Origin of the sequence: Thermostichus vulcanus str. 'Rupite' (assembly GCF_022848905.1) — a bacterium.
GTDB classification, from domain to species: Bacteria; Cyanobacteriota; Cyanobacteriia; order Thermostichales; family Thermostichaceae; genus Thermostichus; species Thermostichus vulcanus_A.
In genome coordinates, this window is the sequence record NZ_JAFIRA010000046.1 from 1 (window position 1) to 19,463 (window position 19,463).

Here is a 19,463-nt window from a genome sequence, read left to right on the forward strand (position 1 = left end):
ACCGGGAAGATTAGTACTCAGAAGGTGTTGGAATACATCAACGACCCACACCACGGCTGAATAAATTCAGCCTGTGCGCTTATATCCCCCAGTTAGAAACCGGGGGCTTTACGCTGCTCTTCGTAAGCCATACCTGTGAACTTCCAGGATACACTAGCTCCAGCGGACTCAGACCCTACTTAGGACATCAAGACCTGCGGCATCAAGTCTGGGGATCCTCAGGTTTGTCTTCCCAGGCATCGGTAGCAGGAGATTCAGAGGTTGGCTCCGGAGGGGCATCCTCTTCGGCATACTCTTGCTCCCATTCCGGCTGTTCGGGTACAGGTTCGGGCCGACGTGGGCGCACAGGCTCAGGTTCAGGTTCATCTTCTGCGTAGATGTCCTCTTCTTCGGCTTCGTATTCCTCGTCATACTCTTCGTCGTAGTCTTCCTCCACAACAGGGCTGTCAACAGCACTGGGTAGGGCCGGGGTAGGGCCAGATCCAGCTTCCCAAGGAGGTTTGCCGACCCCGAGAGTTTCCAAAATCCCTTTGGCCAGTTGGGTGAGGCGGGTTTCTGCCCCATCTTCGACAATCAGGCGATCCCCACCAACAGAAACAATCTCATCAGTTGAAAGGAGATAGGTGCTGAGAATGAATCCGGGCAAAAAGGTGAGGCCAAGGTTGGAAAGCACCAAACCCGTAATCAGGCCAGAAACGGAGTTAAATTCAAAATCCTTGACTTTGCCAAGGCGGATCCCTTCTTCGGTCACCACCTCGCTCCCAACTACCCGGCTGAGCCCATCCAAATCCAAATTGTCAAAGACCTCATCACTGGGGACAAGCACCGCATCCTGGCCTAAAGCCGTCACTTGCCGCAGTTCCAGCAGGCGGGGAGAGCTGGCAAAGGCTTTTTCCAATACGCCCAACACCAGTACCTGCTTGGCTTCCAGATCAGCCCAAACTTCACTCACGACCCCGAGCCGAGCCGCATTCCCCTGGCTAATCACCTGCGTTCCCAGAACCTGTGACCGCCGACGAACCTCTGATCGCACCAGCGCAACAGATTCTTTCCCAGTCGTCATGGTGTCTTCCCCGTCGTGAGTCGAAACGTTAGGCCCCTGTCCCGCTAACGCGAACGCGTAAGTGGGCTATGGATCTGGCAGAGAGCGCCAAAATCAAGACAATAGTACCATTGCCTGTCTCCTCCCTTGCGGTGTGCCTGAACGCTGACCTAGCTTCGGTTAAGGTTCAGGCATTGCAGCAAGTTTTGCGACGGTTAGGCCAAGCGTTCGACCGTCACAAAAAGCTAGGGGCAGGATTCCCTCGGTTCGGGGTCTCCGCCAGCTGCTGCCAAAGCCTGAGGTGCATAGAGGGTATCCAGGTTGGCTTGTTGTCAAGACATACCCTGTGGGATCCCCTTGTATACGAGCCTTATACAAGCAGCTGACCTTCAGCGCGTCCTGTAGGACTTGAACCCACGACATCCGGTTTTGGAGACCGACGTTCTACCAACTGAACTAAGGACGCATTGGCTAGAACCTAGCAAGCCTTTGATATTTGGCTCGCATCTGGTTCATTCCAGTCTAGCAGCTACACCAGCCCTACCCAAGCCCATCACAGCAACTGCTCTAGCGACTGCTCTTTGGAATCCACCTTGGCTTTGATGCGAGTGGCTTTGCCCACCCGATCCCGCAAGTAGAAGAGCTTGGCCCGGCGCACTTTACCGCGACGCAGTACCTTAATTGACTCAATGCGGGGAGAGTGAATCAGAAAAACCCGCTCCACTCCAATTCCCTGGAAGGTTTTGCGCACGGTGATGGTGCGGTTGGATCCGGAATTGCGAGCGGCGATGACCGTGCCCTCAAAGGCTTGTACCCGCTCTTTGCCGCCTTCTTGAATGCGAACTCCAACTCGCACTTGATCGCCAATGCGGATCTCCGGCAGATCCGACTTCATTTGTGCCGCTTCAATGGAGCGGATGATTTCTTGAGCGTTCATGGCCTTCCCGCGCTACTGGCAGTCAACCATAATAACAATCCCCCATCCTCCTTGTACAGAGCTTGTGATTGGGATCCCAGGAGAGGGATCTCCAACCAAGATGCGGGAAACCGTGTTTACGTCCCCTGGCGCAGTTCAATAGGCTAGAAGAAAGTAAACCTTTTGTGACGAGTGGGAGACATTCTGTGATCCTGCACACGGATGAGCCCAAGACGGGATCCCCATCCCCTCCCCAACCCCAAGACTATTCTGCGGCTCCCTCGCAGATCGGATCTCGAAAAAAAAGAGGATTGCCCATCGGCTGGGTAGTTGTCGGTTTGCTGTTGGCGGGTTTAGGCACAGGAGGTTATTTGCTGCAGCGGCAGTTTCAGCAGCAGATGGCACAACGGTTCCAGGCCTTAACGGTGCCTGTGCAGGTTTCAGATCTCACCCAGCGCCTGCGGGTTAGCGGGCAAGTGCAGCCGATCCGCCAGGTGAACGTCAGCCCACGGGAGTCCGGTCGCCTGTTGCAACTGTTCGTGGATCAGGGGGATGAAGTGACAGAAGGGCAGCTGCTGGCCCGCATGGATTACGGTGATCTCACCAGCAGCATTCAACAGGCCCAAGCCCGCATTCAAGAGCTGCAAGCCCGTCTGGCGGAGCAACAGGCGGGGGAGCGTACCCAGGTGATTTTGGCGGCCCAAGCGAGAGTGGATGCGGCCCAATCGCAGGTGGACTTGGCCCAAACAGAGTTGGAGCGGATTCGAGCGCTGGTGCAGCAGGGGGTGGTGGCCCGCAACGAGTTGGATCAGCGGCTGGCCCGTCTGGAGCAGGCGCAAGCGGATTTGCGCTCTGCCCAACAGGAATTGGAGCGGTTGCAGCTAGGGATCCGCCCAGAGGCGATTCAGCAAACCCAAGCCCAGATTGCCCAAGCGCAGGCCGAGTTGGCCCAACGGCAATCCCGAATCGCCGATACAGAAATCCGTGCTCCCTTTACAGGGATTGTGGTGCAGCGTTTTGCCGAAATTGGTTCTTTTGTTGCCCCGACCACAGCGGCTTCGGATGCGACCGCGGCTTCTTCTAGCTCGATTTTGGCCCTGGCGCAAGGGATCGAAGTGCGGGCGGAGGTACCGGAAGCCCAAATTGCGCAAGTGCAGGTGGGTCAACCGGTGGAGATTCGCTCCCTTGCCTATCCGGATCGGGTGGTGCGGGGTAAGGTGAAACGAATTGCACCCGCCACTGTGGTGGTGCGGGAAGTGACGGTCTTTCGGGTGATTGTGGAACCGGAACCGGGAGCAGACTTTTTGCGGACAGGCATGAATGTCTCGGTGGATTTTATCGGGGATCCCCAGCCGCAAGCCTTGACCGTACCCTCCGTTGCCGTCACCTATGAGCAAGGCCAAGAAGGCGTGATCCTGCTGGATCCTGCAACCCAACGGCCCATCTATCGGCAAGTGGAAACGGGCATCACCCAAAGCGGGGTCACCCAAATTCTCTCTGGGCTGCAAGCGGGCGATCGCGTCTTTACCTCCTTGCCGCCGGGAATGACCCTCGATGCGTTGATCAAAGCGGAGCCCTAACCATGAGCCTGGTGACTTCTGCCAAAATGGCCTGGCAAATGGTGCAGCGGCATCGTCTGCGCACGGGCCTAACCATGCTCGGGATCCTGATCGGCAATGCAGCGGTGGTGGCAATTGCCGGGTTTGGGAATGCCGCCCAGGAGATGGCGGTGGATCAGTTCCGGTCTTTAGGTACCAATTTACTCATTGTCTTTTCGTCTAGCTTGGGCCTAGCGGATGCCAGCAATATCCGACCGATTACCCTGGATGATCTGATGGCGATTGAACAGGAAGTGCCCGCCGTAGCGGCAGCCGTACCCAGCCTTAGCGTCAATGTGCGTGCAGTGCGGGGGGGAGTGGATCGCCGCTACGAAGCCACAGGCACCTGGCCGGAGTATTTGTCGGTGTTGAACCTGGAGATAGAACACGGTCGCTTTCTTTCGCCCGCAGATATTGAGGAACAGCGCTCCGTGGTGGTTCTGGGTAGCGAGGCGGCTAGTCAACTGTTTGGCCTGGATCCCGCAGCTGCTATCGGGGAGACCGTGCTGCTGAATAATCTCCCCTTTGAGGTGATCGGGACTTTGCGCTCGAAGCCGACAGTGTTTGGCAATAGCGATGCTGGGGTGTTCTTGCCGGTGGATGTGGTGGCCAATCAGTTTGTCGGGCGCAGATCCCCCTACGGCACAGAATTGACAGCGATTTTTGTTTCGGCCCGCTCGGTGGAGGATCTGCCGGCAGCGGAGTTTCAAATTCGCAACTTGCTGCGGCAGCGGCATCAATTGGTGGGGGAAGATGACTTTATCATCCGTAACCAAAAGGTGTTGCTGGATGGGGCAGCCACAATCCTGGGCCTACTGCGGGTGTTGTTGACGGGTACGGCGGCCCTTTCCCTGCTGGTGGGGGGGGTGGGGATCATGAATGTGATGTTGATCTCAGTGGCGGAGCGCACCCATGAGATTGGGGTTCGCAAGGCAATCGGGGCCGATAGCCGCCAGATTTTGCAGCAATTTGCCACAGAAGCCATTTTTATTGCCGTGACGGGGGGAGTGATCGGGATCCTCTTCAGCAGTGGCCTCTTGGTGGCGGTACAGGTTTTCACCCCCTTGGCTACCACAATCGATCCGGTGGCGGTGGTGGTTTCCTTTTCTCTTTCAACGGCCATTGGGTTGGTCTTCGGCATTTTCCCGGCCCGTAAAGCGGCGCAACTGGATCCGATCGAAGCGCTGCGGGCCTGAGTTTCCTAAAATTCATACCCAAACAAGCGGGGATCCGCCGGTTGCAGGTTGAGATCCGCTAGGCCATATTCCGCCCAGCGGCGATTGACCAACTCCGCCACTGCCGGATCGGGGGTGAGGGGATCCCGCCAGGGGGAATCGGTTTCTGGAGGAATCTTCGTGGTGGCATCGATGCCCATTTTGCCCCCCAGGCCGCGTTTTTCGGTGGCAAAGTCCAGGGAGTCGAAGGGGTTATCCGGCAGAATAAACACATCCCGCTGCGGATCCACCCGTGAACAGAGGCACCAAACGACTGCCCGTGGATCCCGGACATTGATGTCTTTGTCCACTACGATTACAAATTTGGTGTAGCTGAATTGGGGCAGAGCGCTCCAAAAGGCAAGAGCCGCCCGCCGCGCTTGGCCGGGATAGGCTTTGTCAATGGAAAGAATGGCTGCTTTGTAACCGAGAGCCTCCATGGGTAAAAAGAAATCCACAATTTCCGGTACCTGTTGCCTGAGGATGGGGGTGTAAACCCGGTTCAGGGCTAGGGCCATCATGTCGTTTTCTTTCGGGGGCTTGCCACTAAAGGTGGTGAGATAAATCGGATCGCGGCGGTGGGTGAGGCAGTGAAAGCGAATCAGGGGGGCTTGCTCATTGCGGGGGCCGTAGTAGCCAATGTGATCTCCAGCAGGGCCGTCGGGGGCCACTTCCCCAGGGGTGATTGTGCCTTCCAAGACCATCTCCGCGTGGGCTGGCACCTGCAGATCCACGGTTTTGCACTGGGCCAGGTGGAGTCCTTCTCCTGCGTAGAGACCGGCAAACAGCCATTCCGACAGATCCACCGGTACTGGGGTTGCCGCCGCCATGATCACCAAGGGATCCACCCCCACCGCGACGGCCACTTCCAACTTTCTGCCCAGTGCTGCCGCTTTGCGCAAATGGCGGGTTGCCCCCCGCACCGAGAGCCACTGCACCGTCATCGTGTTGCGGCTTTGCAGTTGCAGCCGATACACCCCCACGTTGGGGATCCCGTTTTCGGGATCCTTGGTCACCATCAAGCCCAGGGTCAGCACCCGCCCCGCATCCCCCGGATAGACCCGCAACAGCGGCAATTGGCCCAGATCCACCTCTTCTCCCCGCAACACCACCTGCTGACAGGGGGGCAAGAGATCGCGGCTGGGCTTAGCCTTGAACACACTGAACAAAGCCTGCCCCAGTTCCACTGCCTGCGAGAACGTTTTCGGGGGACGCGGTTGGTAGAGCAACGCCAATTTTTTACCCAGGCTTTCCAGCTCCTGCGGCTGTTCCATCCCCATGGCCCAGCAGATGCGCTCCACCGTCCCCAGGGCATTGATCACAAGCGGCAGACGGGATCCTTTCACCCGCTCAAACAGCAGGGCTGGGCCGCCACTGGCCAAGAGGCGATCGGCGATCTCGGCAATTTCTAGGTCGGGATCCACTTCTGCGGGAATGCGGCGGAGCTGACCACGGGATTCCAACAGGGCGATAAAGCGACGCAAATCTCTGGGCATGAAGGCTGGTACTCAAACAGGGCAGGCGTTCCCGTGGCATCGGATCCCGACCAAGGAGAGGTTTACTTGTCGCGGGCAAGAGCAAAACCGCTCATAAACGGCTTCTGCAAGGCCATGAACACCACCACCGGCGGAATACTGGCGATGATCGCCCCCAACATCATCGGGCCATAGGAGGCGGAGCTATCCAGGTTGAGCAGGGATTGCAACCCCACTTGCACCACCTGTTTTTCCTGTCCCTGGATGATCAAACGAGGCCACAGGTACATATTCCAAGCGTAGACGAAGTGAATCACTGCCTGGGCCCCAATCGCATTCCAACTGAGGGGGATCAACACCTGGGTGAGAAATTGCAGCGGGTTGGCCCCATCCAATTGGGCTGCCTCGGAGAGTTCGCTGGGAATGTTGGAAAAATGTTGCCGAAACAGAAAAGTCGCCGTTGCACTGGCCAAAAAAGGCACAATCAGGGCGTAGTAGGTGGATCCCCAACCTAAGCCAGTGACAAAACGCAGCAGGGCAATGATCAAAATTTCCGTGGGCATCATCAACGTGATCAGTACAAAACCAAACACCAGCCACTTACCCGGAAAGCGGAAGTAAACAAAGGCCAACCCCGCCAACAACGACAAAATGGTCTTACCGACGGTGATCGCCACCGCCATGATCGTGCTGTTGAGCATGTAACTGCCCAGGTGCCGCGACACCATCACCTGTCGCCAGTTGAAGCCAAAGGATGAGCCAAAGGTAAATTGATAGCGAAACACTTCCGCATTGTTCTGGGTGCTCACAATCACGGCATACAACACTGGGAACCCCAACACCAAACAGGCCAGCAACAGGCCCAAATGCACATACCAACGCTCCGGGATCCAACGCCAGGTTCGGGAAGGGCGGCGGCTGGGTTGGCTGAGGCTGCGGGGAGCAGCTTGGGATAGTCGGGGATCCTGCAAAAGTTGGGCCATCGTTCCTCCTGCCAAAGTGCTGTTGCTGATGGGTGATGCTGATTTGAGATGCTGACTGGTTGGCTTACTTGTTGAGGATAATCGGATCGGGTTAACGTCTCCCTAAGGGAGCTGAATTCTTCCTCGATTTTTCAGGTGCTTTTACCGACGGGAGGAAACGGGTAGAGTAGTACAGCAGTGATCTGGAATGAAGAAGAGGATCCCATGACCCGAGGCTTTGGCCCATTCGGCAAAATCCAAGAAGCGCTCAAGAAAGCCCAAGAGGTGCGTGACGGTGCTCAAAAGCTCCAAAAGGAGCTCGAAGAAATGGAGATCGTCGGGGAAGCTGGCAATGGGCTGGTTAAAGTCACTGTGAATGGCAACCAGGAGCCCCTCAAGGTTTCGCTGGATCCCGATGCCCTCAAGGAGGCCCCAGATGTGCTGGAGGATTTGATCCTAACGGCGATGGTGAATGCCTATACCCAATCTGCCGAAACGATGCGCAAGCGGATGGAGGAGCTGACCGGAAACATCAGTCTGCCCGGGTTGGGATTGGGTTGATCCCCTCCCTCGCTAGCCCTCTATGTATACCCGCCCGCTGGCTCGCCTAATCGAGGAACTGCAACGGCTACCCGGTATCGGTGCCAAAACCGCTCAGCGGTTGGCTTTGCATCTCATCAATCGCCCCGTCACCGAGATCGAAGCTTTGGCCCAAGCTCTCCTGGAAGCCAAGCAGACGGTTAAACATTGCTCCATTTGCTTTAATTGGTCGGCGGAGGATCCCTGTGAGATTTGTCGGTCTCCCCAGCGGGATCCCTCGCTGTGGTGTGTGGTGGCGGAGGTGAAGGATTTGATTGCCCTGGAACGAACTCGTGAGTTCAAGGGCCGTTACCACGTTCTGGGGGGTCTGATTTCCCCGATGAATGGCATTGGGGTGGATCAACTCCACATCCGGGAGCTGGTGGCACGGGTAGCCCAGGAAAAGCCGCGGGAGCTGATCTTCGCCATTAGCCCCAGCGTCGAGGGGGAAGTAACCATGCACGTGATCAAGGATTTCCTAAAGCAAGTCTCCCCCACGTTGTACATGACCCGGCTGGCTTTTGGGCTGCCGATGGGATCCGAACTGGAATACGCCGATGAGGTCACCCTGGCCCGTGCTCTCGAAGCCCGGCGCGAGTTGTGAATTCGTACCATCCCGCTAGGGGGCATTTTGGCGGTAAATTCAGGATCTTCTTTAGATTATCTTTAGATCCTGCTCTAAACGGGCAATCCGAATTGAACGGAATCCAGCTCTGGATCCCTTGCGGATCCCAACAAGGCAGTAAAATTGAGGTCGGGCTCACGGTAGAGATGCCAGCTTTACCAGAGTCTGACTGTCTTGAATGAGAGGGAAACCCCGTGGAGCTAGCTGAAGTCGAAGAGCTGATGGGTAAAGCGGTGCAAGCGACGCAGCGCGCCTTTAATACGGTGCGTACCGGACGGGCCAATTCCAGTCTGTTGGATCGCGTTCAGGTGGAGTATTACGGCGTGCCCACCCCTCTGAAATCCTTGGCCACCCTCACCACTCCCGACTCCAGTACCCTTTTGATCCAACCGTTTGATCCCTCGACTCTGGCCGCGATCGAACGGGCGATTGTGGCTTCTGACCTAGGTTTGAACCCTAGCAACGATGGTAAAGTGGTGCGCCTCAATATCCCACCCCTAACGGAGGAGCGGCGCAAAGAACTCAGCAAACAGGTGGCCAAACTGGCGGAAGAAGGCCGGGTCTCGATTCGCAACATCCGGCGAGATGCGATTGATGCGGTGCGTAAACAAGAAAAAAATGGTGAGCTTTCCGAAGATGAGTCCAAAGGTTTGCAGGATGATATCCAAAAACTGACCGACCGCTACATCAAGAAGGTGGATGAGCTGCTAGCGGAGAAAGAGAAGGAATTGAGCACGATTTGACAAAAAGGGATCCCGACTTTCTGAATAGGTTGCAATAATAGCTAAATCTTGTTACTCCTTCAGGAAAGTCAATTGCACCCAACAACAGAGTTTACTCTGCAACAGGCTTGGATCCCGTCAGGGGAAGGATACGAAGTTAGAGATCTGCATATTGTAGCGGGCCGAATTGCCGCCATTGGCTCTAGCCTGCCCCCACCGGGATCTAGGTGGATGCTCATCACAAATTGCTGTTGCCCCCCGCCAAAGCCTTGAGATGGCTGCCTTAGGAGGTGCCAAAGGGCTGTGCCTAGAACAGGAAACGGGATCTCTAACTGTGGGCAAATCTGCCGATTTGGTTCTCTGCGATCTCACCCAGTTGTCCTTGTTGCCGCGCACAGATCCGATTGGGTTGTTGGTGTTGGGCCGTCCCAGTCGGGTGGTGGATAGCGTGTGGGTACGGGGGAAGCGACGGATTGAAGCGGGCCAATTCTGTGGGTAGCCGGGATCCCTTTCCCCGAGGGTGGAAACCTTGCGGCAGCAGATGCTAAATCGGGGCACTTGGCGACACAAAACCCTCTCAGCGGCCACTCAAACCCTCGGGGAGCGCTACCGAGCCGCCATGAATTTACCCTAGGATCCCTCGATTTTCATCTTTTTCCCGAACCCAAAATTAGGGGCTGGGATCCCCCCTCTGGTCTGCCAAAAAAACTTCAATTTCAGCACGCTGGGCAAGGCTGGTCTGCGCTCCCGCTCGAGTGACCGCGAGTGCGGCGGCGGCATTGGCAAAACGCAACGCTTCCTGCAGGGATCCCCCCGCTGCCAAACAAGCGGCCAAAGCCCCACAAAACCCATCTCCAGCGGCAGTGGTATCCACCACGTTCACCGCATGAGCCGGTAGATAGCCCCTATCTTCCCCATCCGCCCAGGCCAACCCTGCCCCGCCCAACGTGAGGATCACCGTCGGGATCCCGTGCTGTTGTAAACGTTGTGCTGCCATTTGGGCTTGTTCAGGCGTTTCAATCGGGGATTGAGTGAAGCTGGCGGCTTCGGTTTCGTTGAGCACCAGGTAGCGAATTTGGCGCAACAGGGATCCCGGCAAAGGCTGAATGGGGGCAGGATTGAGTAAAATCGGGATCCCTTGGGTAAAGGCTTGCTCAGCCACCGCCAAGACCGTCGGGAGTGGAATTTCCAGTTGCAGTAGGAGTAAGGCGGCGGGAGTGAAGGGGGGCAAGCGCTGCGGGGTGTAGCGCCCATTGGCACCTGGGCTGACCACGATGCTGTTTTGCCCGCTGGGATCCACTGTGATCAGGGCAATGCCGCTGGAGCCTTCCAAGGTTTGCAGTTGCTGGGTATCGATGCCATTTTGCTCGAGATTGTCCCGCAGACTCTGGCCAAAGCCATCGGATCCGACAGCCCCCCACATTTCCACCTGTCCACCTGCCCGTGCCGCAGCCACCGCCTGATTGGCCCCTTTGCCGCCGGGGTAGGTGGTGTAGTCGGATCCCAGCACCGTTTCGCCAGCAATGGGTTGATGGGGCACTTGCACCACCAAGTCCATATTCAAACTACCGACCACTCGAATGGGTTTAGACATGGGGTTGTGGATCCGGTGGGTGAGGAACACAAGTGCTGTTGTAACAAACCTACGTTGAGGCTAATGCTCCGCAACGCGAATGCGACCACGCAACCACGCGACTACGCAACTACGTGAAGCTGGTACGCTGTGGAAGCGGTGATCCCGAGAGGTGGATGAAGGTGCCTGGGAACTGGAATGTGGACTTGCAATTGTTGGTCACTGATTTGGATTACACCTTGGTTGGGGATCCCTCAGCCTTGCAGGACTTAAATCCCAAACTGGAACAGCTGCGTGCCCAAACGGGCTTAAAGCTCGTCTATGCCACAGGCCGATCCTGGTATCTGTACCAAGAACTGCTACAGGAATACCCGCTGTTACCCCCTGATGCTTTAATCCTCTCGGTGGGCACTGCTGTGCACTACCAAGGGCTCCCTGAACCGGATCCCAATTGGACAAATCATCTTTCCCAGGGATGGGATCGGGAGGCAGTGGCTGAGGTGGCAGCTCAATTTCCGGAACTGCGCCCCCAACCCGCTTCAGAACAGGGATCCTTCAAGCTCAGCTATTGGCTGGATGCCGGACGGGCGGAATGGGTGATCGCACAACTGAGCCGAGAACTGGCGCAACGGGGCCTAGCGGTGAACCCGGTGTACAGCAGTGGTCGGGACTTGGACTTGCTCCCCCTAGCCGGGAATAAAGGCTCCGCTCTGCGCTACTTACAACAGGAGTGGGGGATCCCTGGAGAACAGACCCTGGCCTGTGGAGATTCTGGCAATGATCAACTGCTGCTCCAGGCGGCCATCGAATCCGGGGGCTACGGTGTCGTGGTGGGCAATGCCCAGCCGGAGTTGTTGGATTGGTACCGCAAAAACCCTACTCCCCACTGTCTTTTGGCTGCAGCCACCTGCGCAGGCGGGATCCTAGAAGGGTTGCAACACTTTGGTTGTCTGGAGCGTCTCAGCTAGCCTGGAGGGGTGCCGACCCAGAGGTTAAAGAATGTTGCTGTCGACCACTGATGTGTTGCAAGGGGTAGAAATTGAAAGCTACCTGGGCATTGTTACTGCCGAAGTGGTTTATGGGAGCAACGCCCTACGGGACTTCTTTGCAGGGATCCGAGATATTATCGGCGGGCGCACGGGAGCCTACGAACGGGTTTTTGAACAGGGCCAGAAAGAAGCAATTGCTGAGTTGGAACGGCGGGCCAAACGGCTGGGGGCAGATGGGGTGATCGGCATTGACCTGAACACCGGCACCATTAACATCGACCAAACCGGGGTACTGCTTTTGATCACAGCCACCGGAACCGCTGTCAAGATTCGCTGAAGGGGCTGTCCCCAATCCCCGACAGGTCTAGAGTCCCTTAAACCAGGCTTTCCATCACTGCTTCGTCAATCTCAAAGTTGGCATAGACATTCTGCACATCATCCAGGTTATCCAGCCGCTCCATCAGGTTGAGCACCAGCTTGGCCGTCTCCGCATCCTCCACCTGCACCCCATTGGACGGGATCCAGCGAATACCCACATCTTGAACCTGGTAGCCCTCTTTTTTCAGATGGGTGGCCACCTGCTCCAGCAGCGTGTAGTCGCAATAGACTTCTGCCTGCGAGCCATCGGTACTCAGATCATCTCCGCCGGCTTCGGCCACAGCTAAGAGCAGCGCTTCTTCATCCGGCACCACCTCGAGGCTGATCACCCCTTTTTGCCGAAACATCCAACTGACACAGCCGGTTTCCCCCAAGCTGCCCCCTGTCTTACTAAAGGCTTCCCGCACTTCAGCCGCAGTCCGGTTGCGGTTGTCGGTCATGGCTTCGATCAAAACCGCCACCCCCCCGGGGCCGTAGCCCTCATAGCGAATGTCTTCTAGAGGGCTGTCGTCGCTCCAGTTGCCGGATCCCTTGGCGATTGCCCGTTCAATGTTCTCACTGGGCATCCCCGCCGCTTTGGCTTTATCCACCGCCGCCCGTAGCTGAAAATTCCCGTCTGGATCCGGTAAACCATTGCGAGCCGCCACAATAATCGCGCGGGAAAGTTTGGTGAATATACTGCCCTTCTTGGCATCTACGCGGGCCTTTTGCCGCTTAATGTTGGCCCACTTACTATGTCCTGCCATGCTGCTATGTACCCGTCAAACAATTAACCAGAGGGATCCTCTTCTTTTTTTGCAGCCTAGATCACCCTAGCCCAGGACTCAAGCGGGCAACGGCTGAAAGATTGTTGAACAGAATGAATGAATCCAGAAATAGGGAACCTTTGGAGGGATCCCTTCACCCTCCCTGACATTCACCAAGCATTCACCAAGATGGAAGACCCCAACCCCATTAGGGTTGAATCGGCTGCCGCTCAATGATATCTCCCTGCGGCGGTGGCGGTGCTGCGGTAGTCTCTTCTGGAGTAGGAGTTTCTTGAATGATTGGAGTTTCTGTTGGAGCAGGGGTTTCAGGTGTAACAGGGGGGAGATCCGGCAGCGGTGGCAAAGTTTCTTCAGATCCCGGCTGCGGGGATGGGGTTGGGGTGAGGAGCGGAGTCACCTGCCCAAGCAGCTCAGCATAGAATACGGTATCCTGCTCCAGCCCAAAACGGCCCACCTCCCAGCGGTGTCGGGGGACAAACAGCGTTTGCACCAACACTTCCCGACTGACGAAGGTGGGAGTTCCTGAAAACACATAGCCATCAAGGATGACCCGCTTCAGATTGGGGCGACTTTGAAAGACCCGATCCACCTCCCGCAGCATCTCCGCACCCAGCCGCTCCAGTAGGGTTTCCAAAGTGTCATCTGGGCTGATCAACACCCGCACCGGAAAGCGATAGCCTTCGCAACGGTAATCACCACAAATCGTCACCAGCTCATTGCGTACCCGGATTTGCGAGGCCGGGTCAATATTGCCCCCTGGCACAAACACTTCGGCCTCGGGGTCTGCCTCCTGTGCCCAGGTCAGAGGCTTGCCAGCCCACCCCCCCAAGATCAGGGATCCCAAAAACAAGCCCAGGCCCAGACCTTGGATAGAAAACCTTCTACCCTGGCTGTGCTTTGGACGGGAAGAAGAGGCAGTGGAATCCTGAATCGGGCGTTTCATGGCATTAACCGTTCGCGTAACGTGCTGTAGGCGTTTACCCCGTACCGCCAAATCTACCCGACATCGGCAGAGGAGGCACTAGATCCGGCAAATTCTCTCGGAATCCATCACTTCGGTTTGGGTGGGATCCCGGAGCGGTAGGATTATGCCAAATCAGCATTCAAGCTAAAAAGCCCCAGACTTTGACAGGGAGCAAGGTAGCTTGACAGTGGCAATGTTCCTCCGGGATCTCTATGAAGCCGTTACGTACCTTTAAGGTTACCCCTTACTTACCCGCTGCTCTGGAAAGTCTGCGCTTCTTGGCCTACAACCTGCATTTCAGTTGGAATGTCGAAACCCGTAATGTATTTAGCCGTATGGATCCCGATCTATGGGATCGCTGTGCCCACAATCCGATTGCTCTTTTGGGAGAAATCCGGCAGGAACGGCTGGATGAGTTGGCAGAGGATCCCGGCTTTTTGGCTCAGCTGGAACGGGCAACTCAGCAGCTCCATAGCTATTTGCAAAAAGATACCTGGTATCGCAAGCACCGGGCTGCCCATGCTGTAGAAGGCGAATGCTACGCCTATTTTTCCGCCGAGTTTGGCCTGGCAGATTGCCTACCTATTTACTCTGGGGGCTTAGGGGTTTTGGCTGGGGATCACCTGAAAGCCGCCAGTGACCTCGGCCTACCTTTGGTGGGGGTGGGTTTACTTTACCAAAAAGGCTATTTCCGCCAGTACCTGAACCCGGATGGCTGGCAACAGGAACGCTACCCCATCAACGACTTTTTTAATATGCCCCTGGAATTGCAAAAGGATCCCGAGGGCAAAGAGATTCGCATCGAGGTGGACTACCCCAACCGTAAGGTGTTGGCGCGCATTTGGAAAGTGAATGTGGGCCGGGTACCTCTCTACCTGTTGGATACCAACATTGAGCCCAACAGCCAATATGACCAAGATATTACCGATGAGCTGTACGGCGGCGACCAGGATCTGCGCATCCACCAAGAGATCATGCTAGGGATTGGCGGGGTGCGGGCCTTGCGCGCCCTTGGGATCCGCCCCACCGTCTACCACATGAACGAGGGACACTCCGCTTTTCTGGCGGTGGAACGGATGCGCCTGTTGATGGCTGAGCAGGGGTTGAGCTTTGAAGAGGCCTGGCAGGTGGCCAAGTCCAGCCAAATGTTTACCACCCACACCCCTGTGCCTGCGGGGATCGACCTGTTTCCCCCCGATAAAATTGACTACTACCTCGGCTCCTACTACAGCCAACTGGGCCTGAGTCGAGAGCGCTTTTTGGCTTTGGGTCGGGAGAACACCGGCGATTTTCAGTCGCCCTTCAGCATGGCGGTGCTAGCCATCAACATGGCCTCTTTTGTGAATGGGGTGAGCAAGTTGCACGGGGCGGTCTCCCGCAAAATGTTCAGCCGCCTTTGGCCGGGGATCCCCTTAGAAGAAGTGCCCATCACCTCCATCACCAACGGGATCCATACCCGTACCTGGGTGGGGGAAGAGTACCAAGCGCTTTATGACCGCTACTTAGGCCCCGACTGGCCAGAAGCTCCCCCTTCCGATCCGCTGTGGCAGAAGGTGGATCGCATCCCGGACAGCGAACTGTGGCGGATCCACGAGCGCAGTCGCTCCCGGCTGGTCAGCTTTACCCGCGAACGCCTGATGGCGCAGTTGCACAAACGGGCCGCCTCTAACATCGAAGTGCAACGGGCTTCCGAAGCTCTCAACCCAGAAATCCTCACCATTGGCTTTGCCCGCCGTTTTGCCACCTACAAACGAGCCACCCTGCTGTTGCGGAACCCGGATCGTCTCAAGGCGCTGCTGAATCATCCCAAGTACCCGATGCAATTCATCTTTGCCGGTAAAGCTCACCCCCGCGATACACCCGGTAAGGAGCTGATCCGCCAAATTGTGCAGTTGTCGCGACAGCCGGAATTTCGGCAGCACTTGGTGTTTATCGAAGACTACGACATGCATGTCACCAGCATGATGGTGGCGGGGGTGGATGTATGGCTGAACAACCCCCTGCGCCCGCGGGAGGCCAGTGGCACCAGTGGTATGAAGGCTGCCGCCAATGGTGGACAAAACCTGAGCATTTTGGATGGCTGGTGGGATGAGGCGGACTACTACCAAACCGGCTGGCCCATCGGTCGCGGCGAGGAATACGAGGATCGAGCCTATCAGGATGAGGTGGAATCGAATGCCCTCTACGATTTGCTGGAACAAGAGGTTGCCCCGGCTTTCTACCAGGTCAGCAGCGATGGTTTACCCCATCAGTGGATCCAGCGCATGAAGCAGTCGATTCGCCTCAACGCCCCACTGTTTAGTACCCAACGGATGGTGCAGGAGTATGCCGAACGAGCCTACATTCCTCTGAGTAACTACTTCGACCGCATGCGCAGCGAAAACTTTGAATCTGCCCGTCGGTTCACCCGCTGGCAGAACCATCTCCAGGAGAACTGGTATGGCATTCAGGTGCTAGGGGTGCAGATAGAACACCCACAGGGCACTCTGGCCAAGTCTGGGGTGCAAGACAGTCAACAAGGCTGTCAAACCGTGATGGCGAGGGATCCCCTAACCATAACCGTCGAGGTACGACTGGGATCCCTGCAGCCGCAGGATGTGGTTTTGCAAGCCTACCAGGGGCCTGTGGATGATACCGGCCACATTCAGCAGGGGCAAATCACCCCGATGCATTACGTGCAGACGGTTGAGGATCGGGCGATTTTCTCGGGACAAATTCGCTATGATGCCAGCGGCTTACAGGGGTTGGCATTGCGGGTGATGCCCTTCCATCCGGATATGCACGATCCCTACGAGATGCGGTTGATGCTCTGGGCCTAGGCTAGCGGCTGGGATCCCCGAATTCTGTCTAGAACGTTGTCTAGAGAGGATGGGGATCCCTCTGCACCCACAGCTCCATCTATCGACCAACAGATCATGGCAGCGGCTGGCTGTTGCCCCCTTCTTGCACCCGAATCAAATCGACCGGGTAACCGAGGATAAAATCGGTGGCCTCCAGAATTAGCGTCGGGCCAAACAGGACAAACCCTGCCAAGAGGGCCAAGAGCGGCAGGGTACTTTTGATCATCTGGTCGTTCACAGCGTCCTCTCACACCTAGAGGTTCGACAACAACCCAACAAAGGTTCAAAAAAACCTCTGGGTTGGTTCGGCTCCAGCTTGACCGATCTGGCCGCCAATGACACTCCGGTTCTTGGTGTTCTCCACTGCCAGATCATGCAGAATAAAAGCAGACCTTGGTTGGATACCATGTCCAAAGTCCACTCTTCCACTGGTTTGCGGGTTTTGATCATCACTGCCCTACTCTTGGGGGGCATGCTCAGTTGGCGGCAGGATCGAGCCTTGGCGGTGATGGGATTGGCCAGTGCGGCAGCCATTTCCGTGTTTACTCGCCCCGCGATTTTGGCCTACAACCGCGGTCGAGAACAGTGGCTGAAAGGGGATCTGTCGGGGGCCGTCGAACAGCTGAGCTTGGCTTTGCAACAGGATCCTAACCTGACCAATGCCTACCTTTTGCGGGGAAAAGCCTATTTTGCCCTCAACCAAGTACCCTTGGCCCTGGCGGATTTTGACCGGGCGATCCAGTTGGCCCCGCGCCAGCCAGAACCCTATTCCTGCCGTGCCCTAATTCGAGTGGGTCAAGCGGATACGGAAGGAGCGATTGCCGATCTCACCCAGTTGGTGGCTTTACGCCCCAGTGCTACCTACCACATCCACTTAGCCAATCTGCTGGCTCAGCAGGGATCCCTGCCCATCGCCCTCACCCATCTGAATGAAGCGATTCAGTTGGATCCCACCTCGACCCCTGCTTTTGCTGCACGAGCTAGCCTCCACAATTACCTGGGGGAGTGGGAGGCTGCGTTGGCCGATTGGTCCAAAGCGATTGAGCTACAGCCTGACCCAGCCCTCTACTACAACCGTGGCGTCACCTACTCCTGTGCCGATCGGTATGACGAGGCGATTGCGGATTTGGATCGCAGCCTAGAGGCGGATCCCCAGCAACCCAACACCCTCTACAATCGGGGCAATGCCCTCTACGAGTTGGGGGAGCTGAAAGCCGCCCTCGATGACTATGACCGTGCCTTTCGCCTTGAAGCCAATCGGAATCAGGTGGATGTTTCGGATGAGTATGGCCTGTACGGGCGGGGATTGGCCCACTGCCACATGGGAGATAAGATGACAGCCCTTTCCGATTGGCAAGCGGCTTTGGCGGTTTGCCGTAAACACCACAACCTGGCTTTAGCCAAGCAAGTGCAGCGGTCTTGGCTGCGCCTCAATAGCGGGGATCCCAATTCAGATCCAGCAGATCCAGACACAGAACAATCCGCCTAGAAGGATCCCGGCCTGTGACACAATAATATGAGGATAAAAGTCGCTAAGGTTCAGCGAATCCCCCTTTTCTACCGTTTTTGTTGCCGTGAAACACACTCTCAGCGCCCTTGTGCAGGATCAGCCTGGCGTTTTAACCCGTATAGCAGGGATGTTTGCCCGCCGGGGCTTCAATATCGATAGTCTTACCGTTGGTCCCACTGAGCGACCCGGTGTTTCTCGCATCACCATGGTGGTACCGGGGGACGAGCACGATGTGGAGCAAATGACCAAGCAGCTCTACAAGCTCATTGATGTGCTCAAGGTAACTGATATCACGAATGTTCCCTGTGTGGAACGGGAGCTCATGCTGATTAAGGTGAATGCCAGCCCCGATACCCGCTCCGACATTATGGATGTGGCCCAGATGTTTCGCGCCCGCATTGTGGATGTGGCGGAGGAATCCTTGACCCTAGAGGTGACCGGGGATCCCGGCAAAATGGTGGCGATTATCAAAATGCTGACCCACTTCGGCATCCGTGAGATCGCCCGCACCGGACTGGTGGCCCTTACCCGTGAGTCGGGGGTGAATACAGAATATTTGAAGCAACAGCCCGCCTTGGCTTCAGTTTGATGGCTTGAGCGGGATCCCCGACAGGGGTAAACATAAGAGAAATGGGGGGGGAGGCTATGCCCAAACCGGATTGGAGCCATTGTTCCCGAGGATTGGCTCTCTGTTGTCTGGTCCTCTGGCTGGTGGGGTTGCTGAGTGGCTGTGGCCCTAAAGCCCCGAAACCGATTGTCCAGCAGGCTTTGGCTTACCAAATGTCCCATTTGCCCGCTGAAGTGGGATCCCTAGTGGGGAGTGAACAGTTGCTGGCCCGGTTGGAATTGCAAGAAGTGAAGATCCGCCAAGATCGCCGCGAACCGTTGCTGTTGGCCTCCGGGGAAAAAGTGGAGGGCCATCACCTCAGCGGTACCTATACGCTTGCCGTGAAGCTGCCGGGATCCCGTCGTCCCTATCGCCGCAAAGGGGATCCCTTTCAGCTCACTCTTGCCCATACAAATACAAAAGAACAAACCCAAGACCCGCAAGCCCTGTCGGAACGATGGCTATTGGCCTATTCCACCCCCGACTCCAAAAATTGGGAAACCATCGACTTTTTGCCGCAGCCTGTACCCCCCCCTGAGTTGCCCCCTGCCGAAACCGCTGAACCCGTAGATCCAGAACTGAGCTCAACACTTACGTCTGAGACGGCAGTGCCAACCCCAGTGGGATCCCCGGCATAAGGCCACGGCTGCTGTAGGTCAGCTTCTAACACTTGCAAATCTCTAGCTGCCTAAGGAGCTAGCC

The 19,463-nt window shown here is 56.6% G+C and carries 21 protein-coding genes and 1 tRNA gene; 12 read left to right on the forward strand and 10 right to left on the reverse strand.

Annotated elements, in window-relative coordinates:
* Positions 1 to 202 precede the first annotated feature (202 nt).
* The 3 genes from JX360_RS14305 to rplS form a co-directional block, all read right to left on the reverse strand.
* Positions 203 to 1,063: a PRC-barrel domain-containing protein gene (locus JX360_RS14305; protein WP_244352257.1), complete on the reverse strand. Its 861-nt coding sequence runs from the start codon at positions 1,061 to 1,063 to the stop codon at positions 203 to 205.
* Positions 1,064 to 1,435: 372 nt separating this feature from the next.
* A tRNA-Trp gene (locus JX360_RS14310) sits at positions 1,436 to 1,508 on the reverse strand.
* Positions 1,509 to 1,595: 87 nt separating this feature from the next.
* Complete coding sequence (rplS, locus tag JX360_RS14315) at positions 1,596 to 1,979, reverse strand: 50S ribosomal protein L19 (protein ID WP_244352259.1); 384 nt, start codon at positions 1,977 to 1,979, stop codon at positions 1,596 to 1,598.
* A gap of 185 nt (positions 1,980 to 2,164) precedes the next feature.
* Between rplS and JX360_RS14320 the strand changes: the two genes are divergently transcribed.
* On the forward strand, positions 2,165 to 3,538 hold the full coding sequence (locus tag JX360_RS14320; RefSeq protein ID WP_244352260.1) for an efflux RND transporter periplasmic adaptor subunit: 1,374 nt from the start codon (positions 2,165 to 2,167) through the stop codon (positions 3,536 to 3,538).
* Between the two features lie 2 nt (positions 3,539 to 3,540).
* On the forward strand, positions 3,541 to 4,752 hold the full coding sequence (locus JX360_RS14325) for an ABC transporter permease (RefSeq protein WP_244352261.1): 1,212 nt from the start codon (positions 3,541 to 3,543) through the stop codon (positions 4,750 to 4,752).
* 5 nt (positions 4,753 to 4,757) lie between these two features.
* Here the strand turns inward: JX360_RS14325 and JX360_RS14330 are convergent, their stop codons facing one another.
* From JX360_RS14330 to JX360_RS14340, 3 genes are all read right to left on the reverse strand, one after another.
* Entirely contained in the window at positions 4,758 to 6,266 is a 1,509-nt protein-coding gene (locus JX360_RS14330; protein WP_244352262.1) for a UbiD family decarboxylase, read from the reverse strand.
* 62 nt (positions 6,267 to 6,328) lie between these two features.
* Positions 6,329 to 7,228: a carbohydrate ABC transporter permease gene (locus tag JX360_RS14335; RefSeq protein ID WP_244352263.1), complete on the reverse strand. Its 900-nt coding sequence runs from the start codon at positions 7,226 to 7,228 to the stop codon at positions 6,329 to 6,331.
* A gap of 141 nt (positions 7,229 to 7,369) precedes the next feature.
* Positions 7,370 to 7,510: a hypothetical protein gene (locus JX360_RS14340; protein ID WP_244352302.1), complete on the reverse strand. Its 141-nt coding sequence runs from the start codon at positions 7,508 to 7,510 to the stop codon at positions 7,370 to 7,372.
* Between JX360_RS14340 and JX360_RS14345 the strand changes: the two genes are divergently transcribed.
* The 4 genes from JX360_RS14345 to JX360_RS14360 all read left to right on the forward strand — a co-directional run bounded on the left by JX360_RS14345 (position 7,493) and on the right by JX360_RS14360 (position 9,632).
* Positions 7,493 to 7,768 carry a YbaB/EbfC family nucleoid-associated protein gene (locus tag JX360_RS14345; RefSeq protein ID WP_244352296.1) on the forward strand — a complete coding sequence of 92 codons (276 nt, stop codon included), beginning with the start codon at positions 7,493 to 7,495 and terminating at the stop codon, positions 7,766 to 7,768. The two genes, JX360_RS14340 and JX360_RS14345, sit on opposite strands and share 18 nt — an antisense overlap.
* 22 nt (positions 7,769 to 7,790) lie before the next feature.
* Positions 7,791 to 8,390 carry a recombination mediator RecR gene (gene recR / locus JX360_RS14350; RefSeq protein WP_244352265.1) on the forward strand — a complete coding sequence of 200 codons (600 nt, stop codon included), beginning with the start codon at positions 7,791 to 7,793 and terminating at the stop codon, positions 8,388 to 8,390.
* A 215-nt stretch (positions 8,391 to 8,605) separates the two neighbouring features.
* Entirely contained in the window at positions 8,606 to 9,154 is a 549-nt protein-coding gene (gene frr / locus JX360_RS14355; protein ID WP_244352266.1) for a ribosome recycling factor, read from the forward strand.
* Positions 9,155 to 9,407: 253 nt separating this feature from the next.
* Positions 9,408 to 9,632 (forward strand): amidohydrolase family protein, encoded by a 225-nt coding sequence (locus JX360_RS14360; protein ID WP_244352267.1) that lies wholly within the window; start codon positions 9,408 to 9,410, stop codon positions 9,630 to 9,632.
* Positions 9,633 to 9,803: 171 nt separating this feature from the next.
* Here JX360_RS14360 and rbsK read toward each other — a convergent pair whose 3' ends face one another.
* Positions 9,804 to 10,727: a ribokinase gene (gene rbsK / locus JX360_RS14365; protein WP_244352268.1), complete on the reverse strand. Its 924-nt coding sequence runs from the start codon at positions 10,725 to 10,727 to the stop codon at positions 9,804 to 9,806.
* 155 nt (positions 10,728 to 10,882) lie between these two features.
* On the opposite strand from rbsK, the gene JX360_RS14370 reads away from it, so the two are divergent.
* Both JX360_RS14370 and JX360_RS14375 read left to right on the forward strand, forming a co-directional pair.
* Entirely contained in the window at positions 10,883 to 11,674 is a 792-nt protein-coding gene (locus tag JX360_RS14370) for a sucrose-phosphate phosphatase (RefSeq protein ID WP_244352269.1), read from the forward strand.
* Positions 11,675 to 11,705: 31 nt separating this feature from the next.
* Positions 11,706 to 12,032: a YbjQ family protein gene (locus tag JX360_RS14375; protein ID WP_244352270.1), complete on the forward strand. Its 327-nt coding sequence runs from the start codon at positions 11,706 to 11,708 to the stop codon at positions 12,030 to 12,032.
* Between the two features lie 37 nt (positions 12,033 to 12,069).
* Here the strand turns inward: JX360_RS14375 and JX360_RS14380 are convergent, their stop codons facing one another.
* Positions 12,070 to 12,819: a YebC/PmpR family DNA-binding transcriptional regulator gene (locus JX360_RS14380; protein ID WP_244352271.1), complete on the reverse strand. Its 750-nt coding sequence runs from the start codon at positions 12,817 to 12,819 to the stop codon at positions 12,070 to 12,072.
* A gap of 208 nt (positions 12,820 to 13,027) precedes the next feature.
* On the reverse strand, positions 13,028 to 13,783 hold the full coding sequence (locus JX360_RS14385) for a hypothetical protein (protein WP_244352272.1): 756 nt from the start codon (positions 13,781 to 13,783) through the stop codon (positions 13,028 to 13,030).
* 233 nt (positions 13,784 to 14,016) lie between these two features.
* Between JX360_RS14385 and glgP the strand changes: the two genes are divergently transcribed.
* Positions 14,017 to 16,623, forward strand: a complete 2,607-nt coding sequence (gene glgP, locus JX360_RS14390; protein WP_244352273.1) for an alpha-glucan family phosphorylase — start codon at positions 14,017 to 14,019, stop codon at positions 16,621 to 16,623.
* 94 nt (positions 16,624 to 16,717) lie between these two features.
* Here the strand turns inward: glgP and JX360_RS14395 are convergent, their stop codons facing one another.
* Positions 16,718 to 16,870 carry a hypothetical protein gene (locus JX360_RS14395; protein ID WP_244352274.1) on the reverse strand — a complete coding sequence of 51 codons (153 nt, stop codon included), beginning with the start codon at positions 16,868 to 16,870 and terminating at the stop codon, positions 16,718 to 16,720.
* Between the two features lie 180 nt (positions 16,871 to 17,050).
* Here JX360_RS14395 and JX360_RS14400 point away from each other — a divergent pair, with 180 nt between their 5' ends.
* From JX360_RS14400 to JX360_RS14410, 3 genes are all read left to right on the forward strand, one after another.
* Positions 17,051 to 18,133 carry a tetratricopeptide repeat protein gene (locus tag JX360_RS14400; RefSeq protein ID WP_244352275.1) on the forward strand — a complete coding sequence of 361 codons (1,083 nt, stop codon included), beginning with the start codon at positions 17,051 to 17,053 and terminating at the stop codon, positions 18,131 to 18,133.
* 85 nt (positions 18,134 to 18,218) lie between these two features.
* Complete coding sequence (gene ilvN, locus JX360_RS14405; protein ID WP_244352276.1) at positions 18,219 to 18,743, forward strand: acetolactate synthase small subunit; 525 nt, start codon at positions 18,219 to 18,221, stop codon at positions 18,741 to 18,743.
* A gap of 56 nt (positions 18,744 to 18,799) precedes the next feature.
* Positions 18,800 to 19,399 (forward strand): hypothetical protein, encoded by a 600-nt coding sequence (locus JX360_RS14410; RefSeq protein WP_244352278.1) that lies wholly within the window; start codon positions 18,800 to 18,802, stop codon positions 19,397 to 19,399.
* Positions 19,400 to 19,463: the final 64 nt, after the last annotated feature.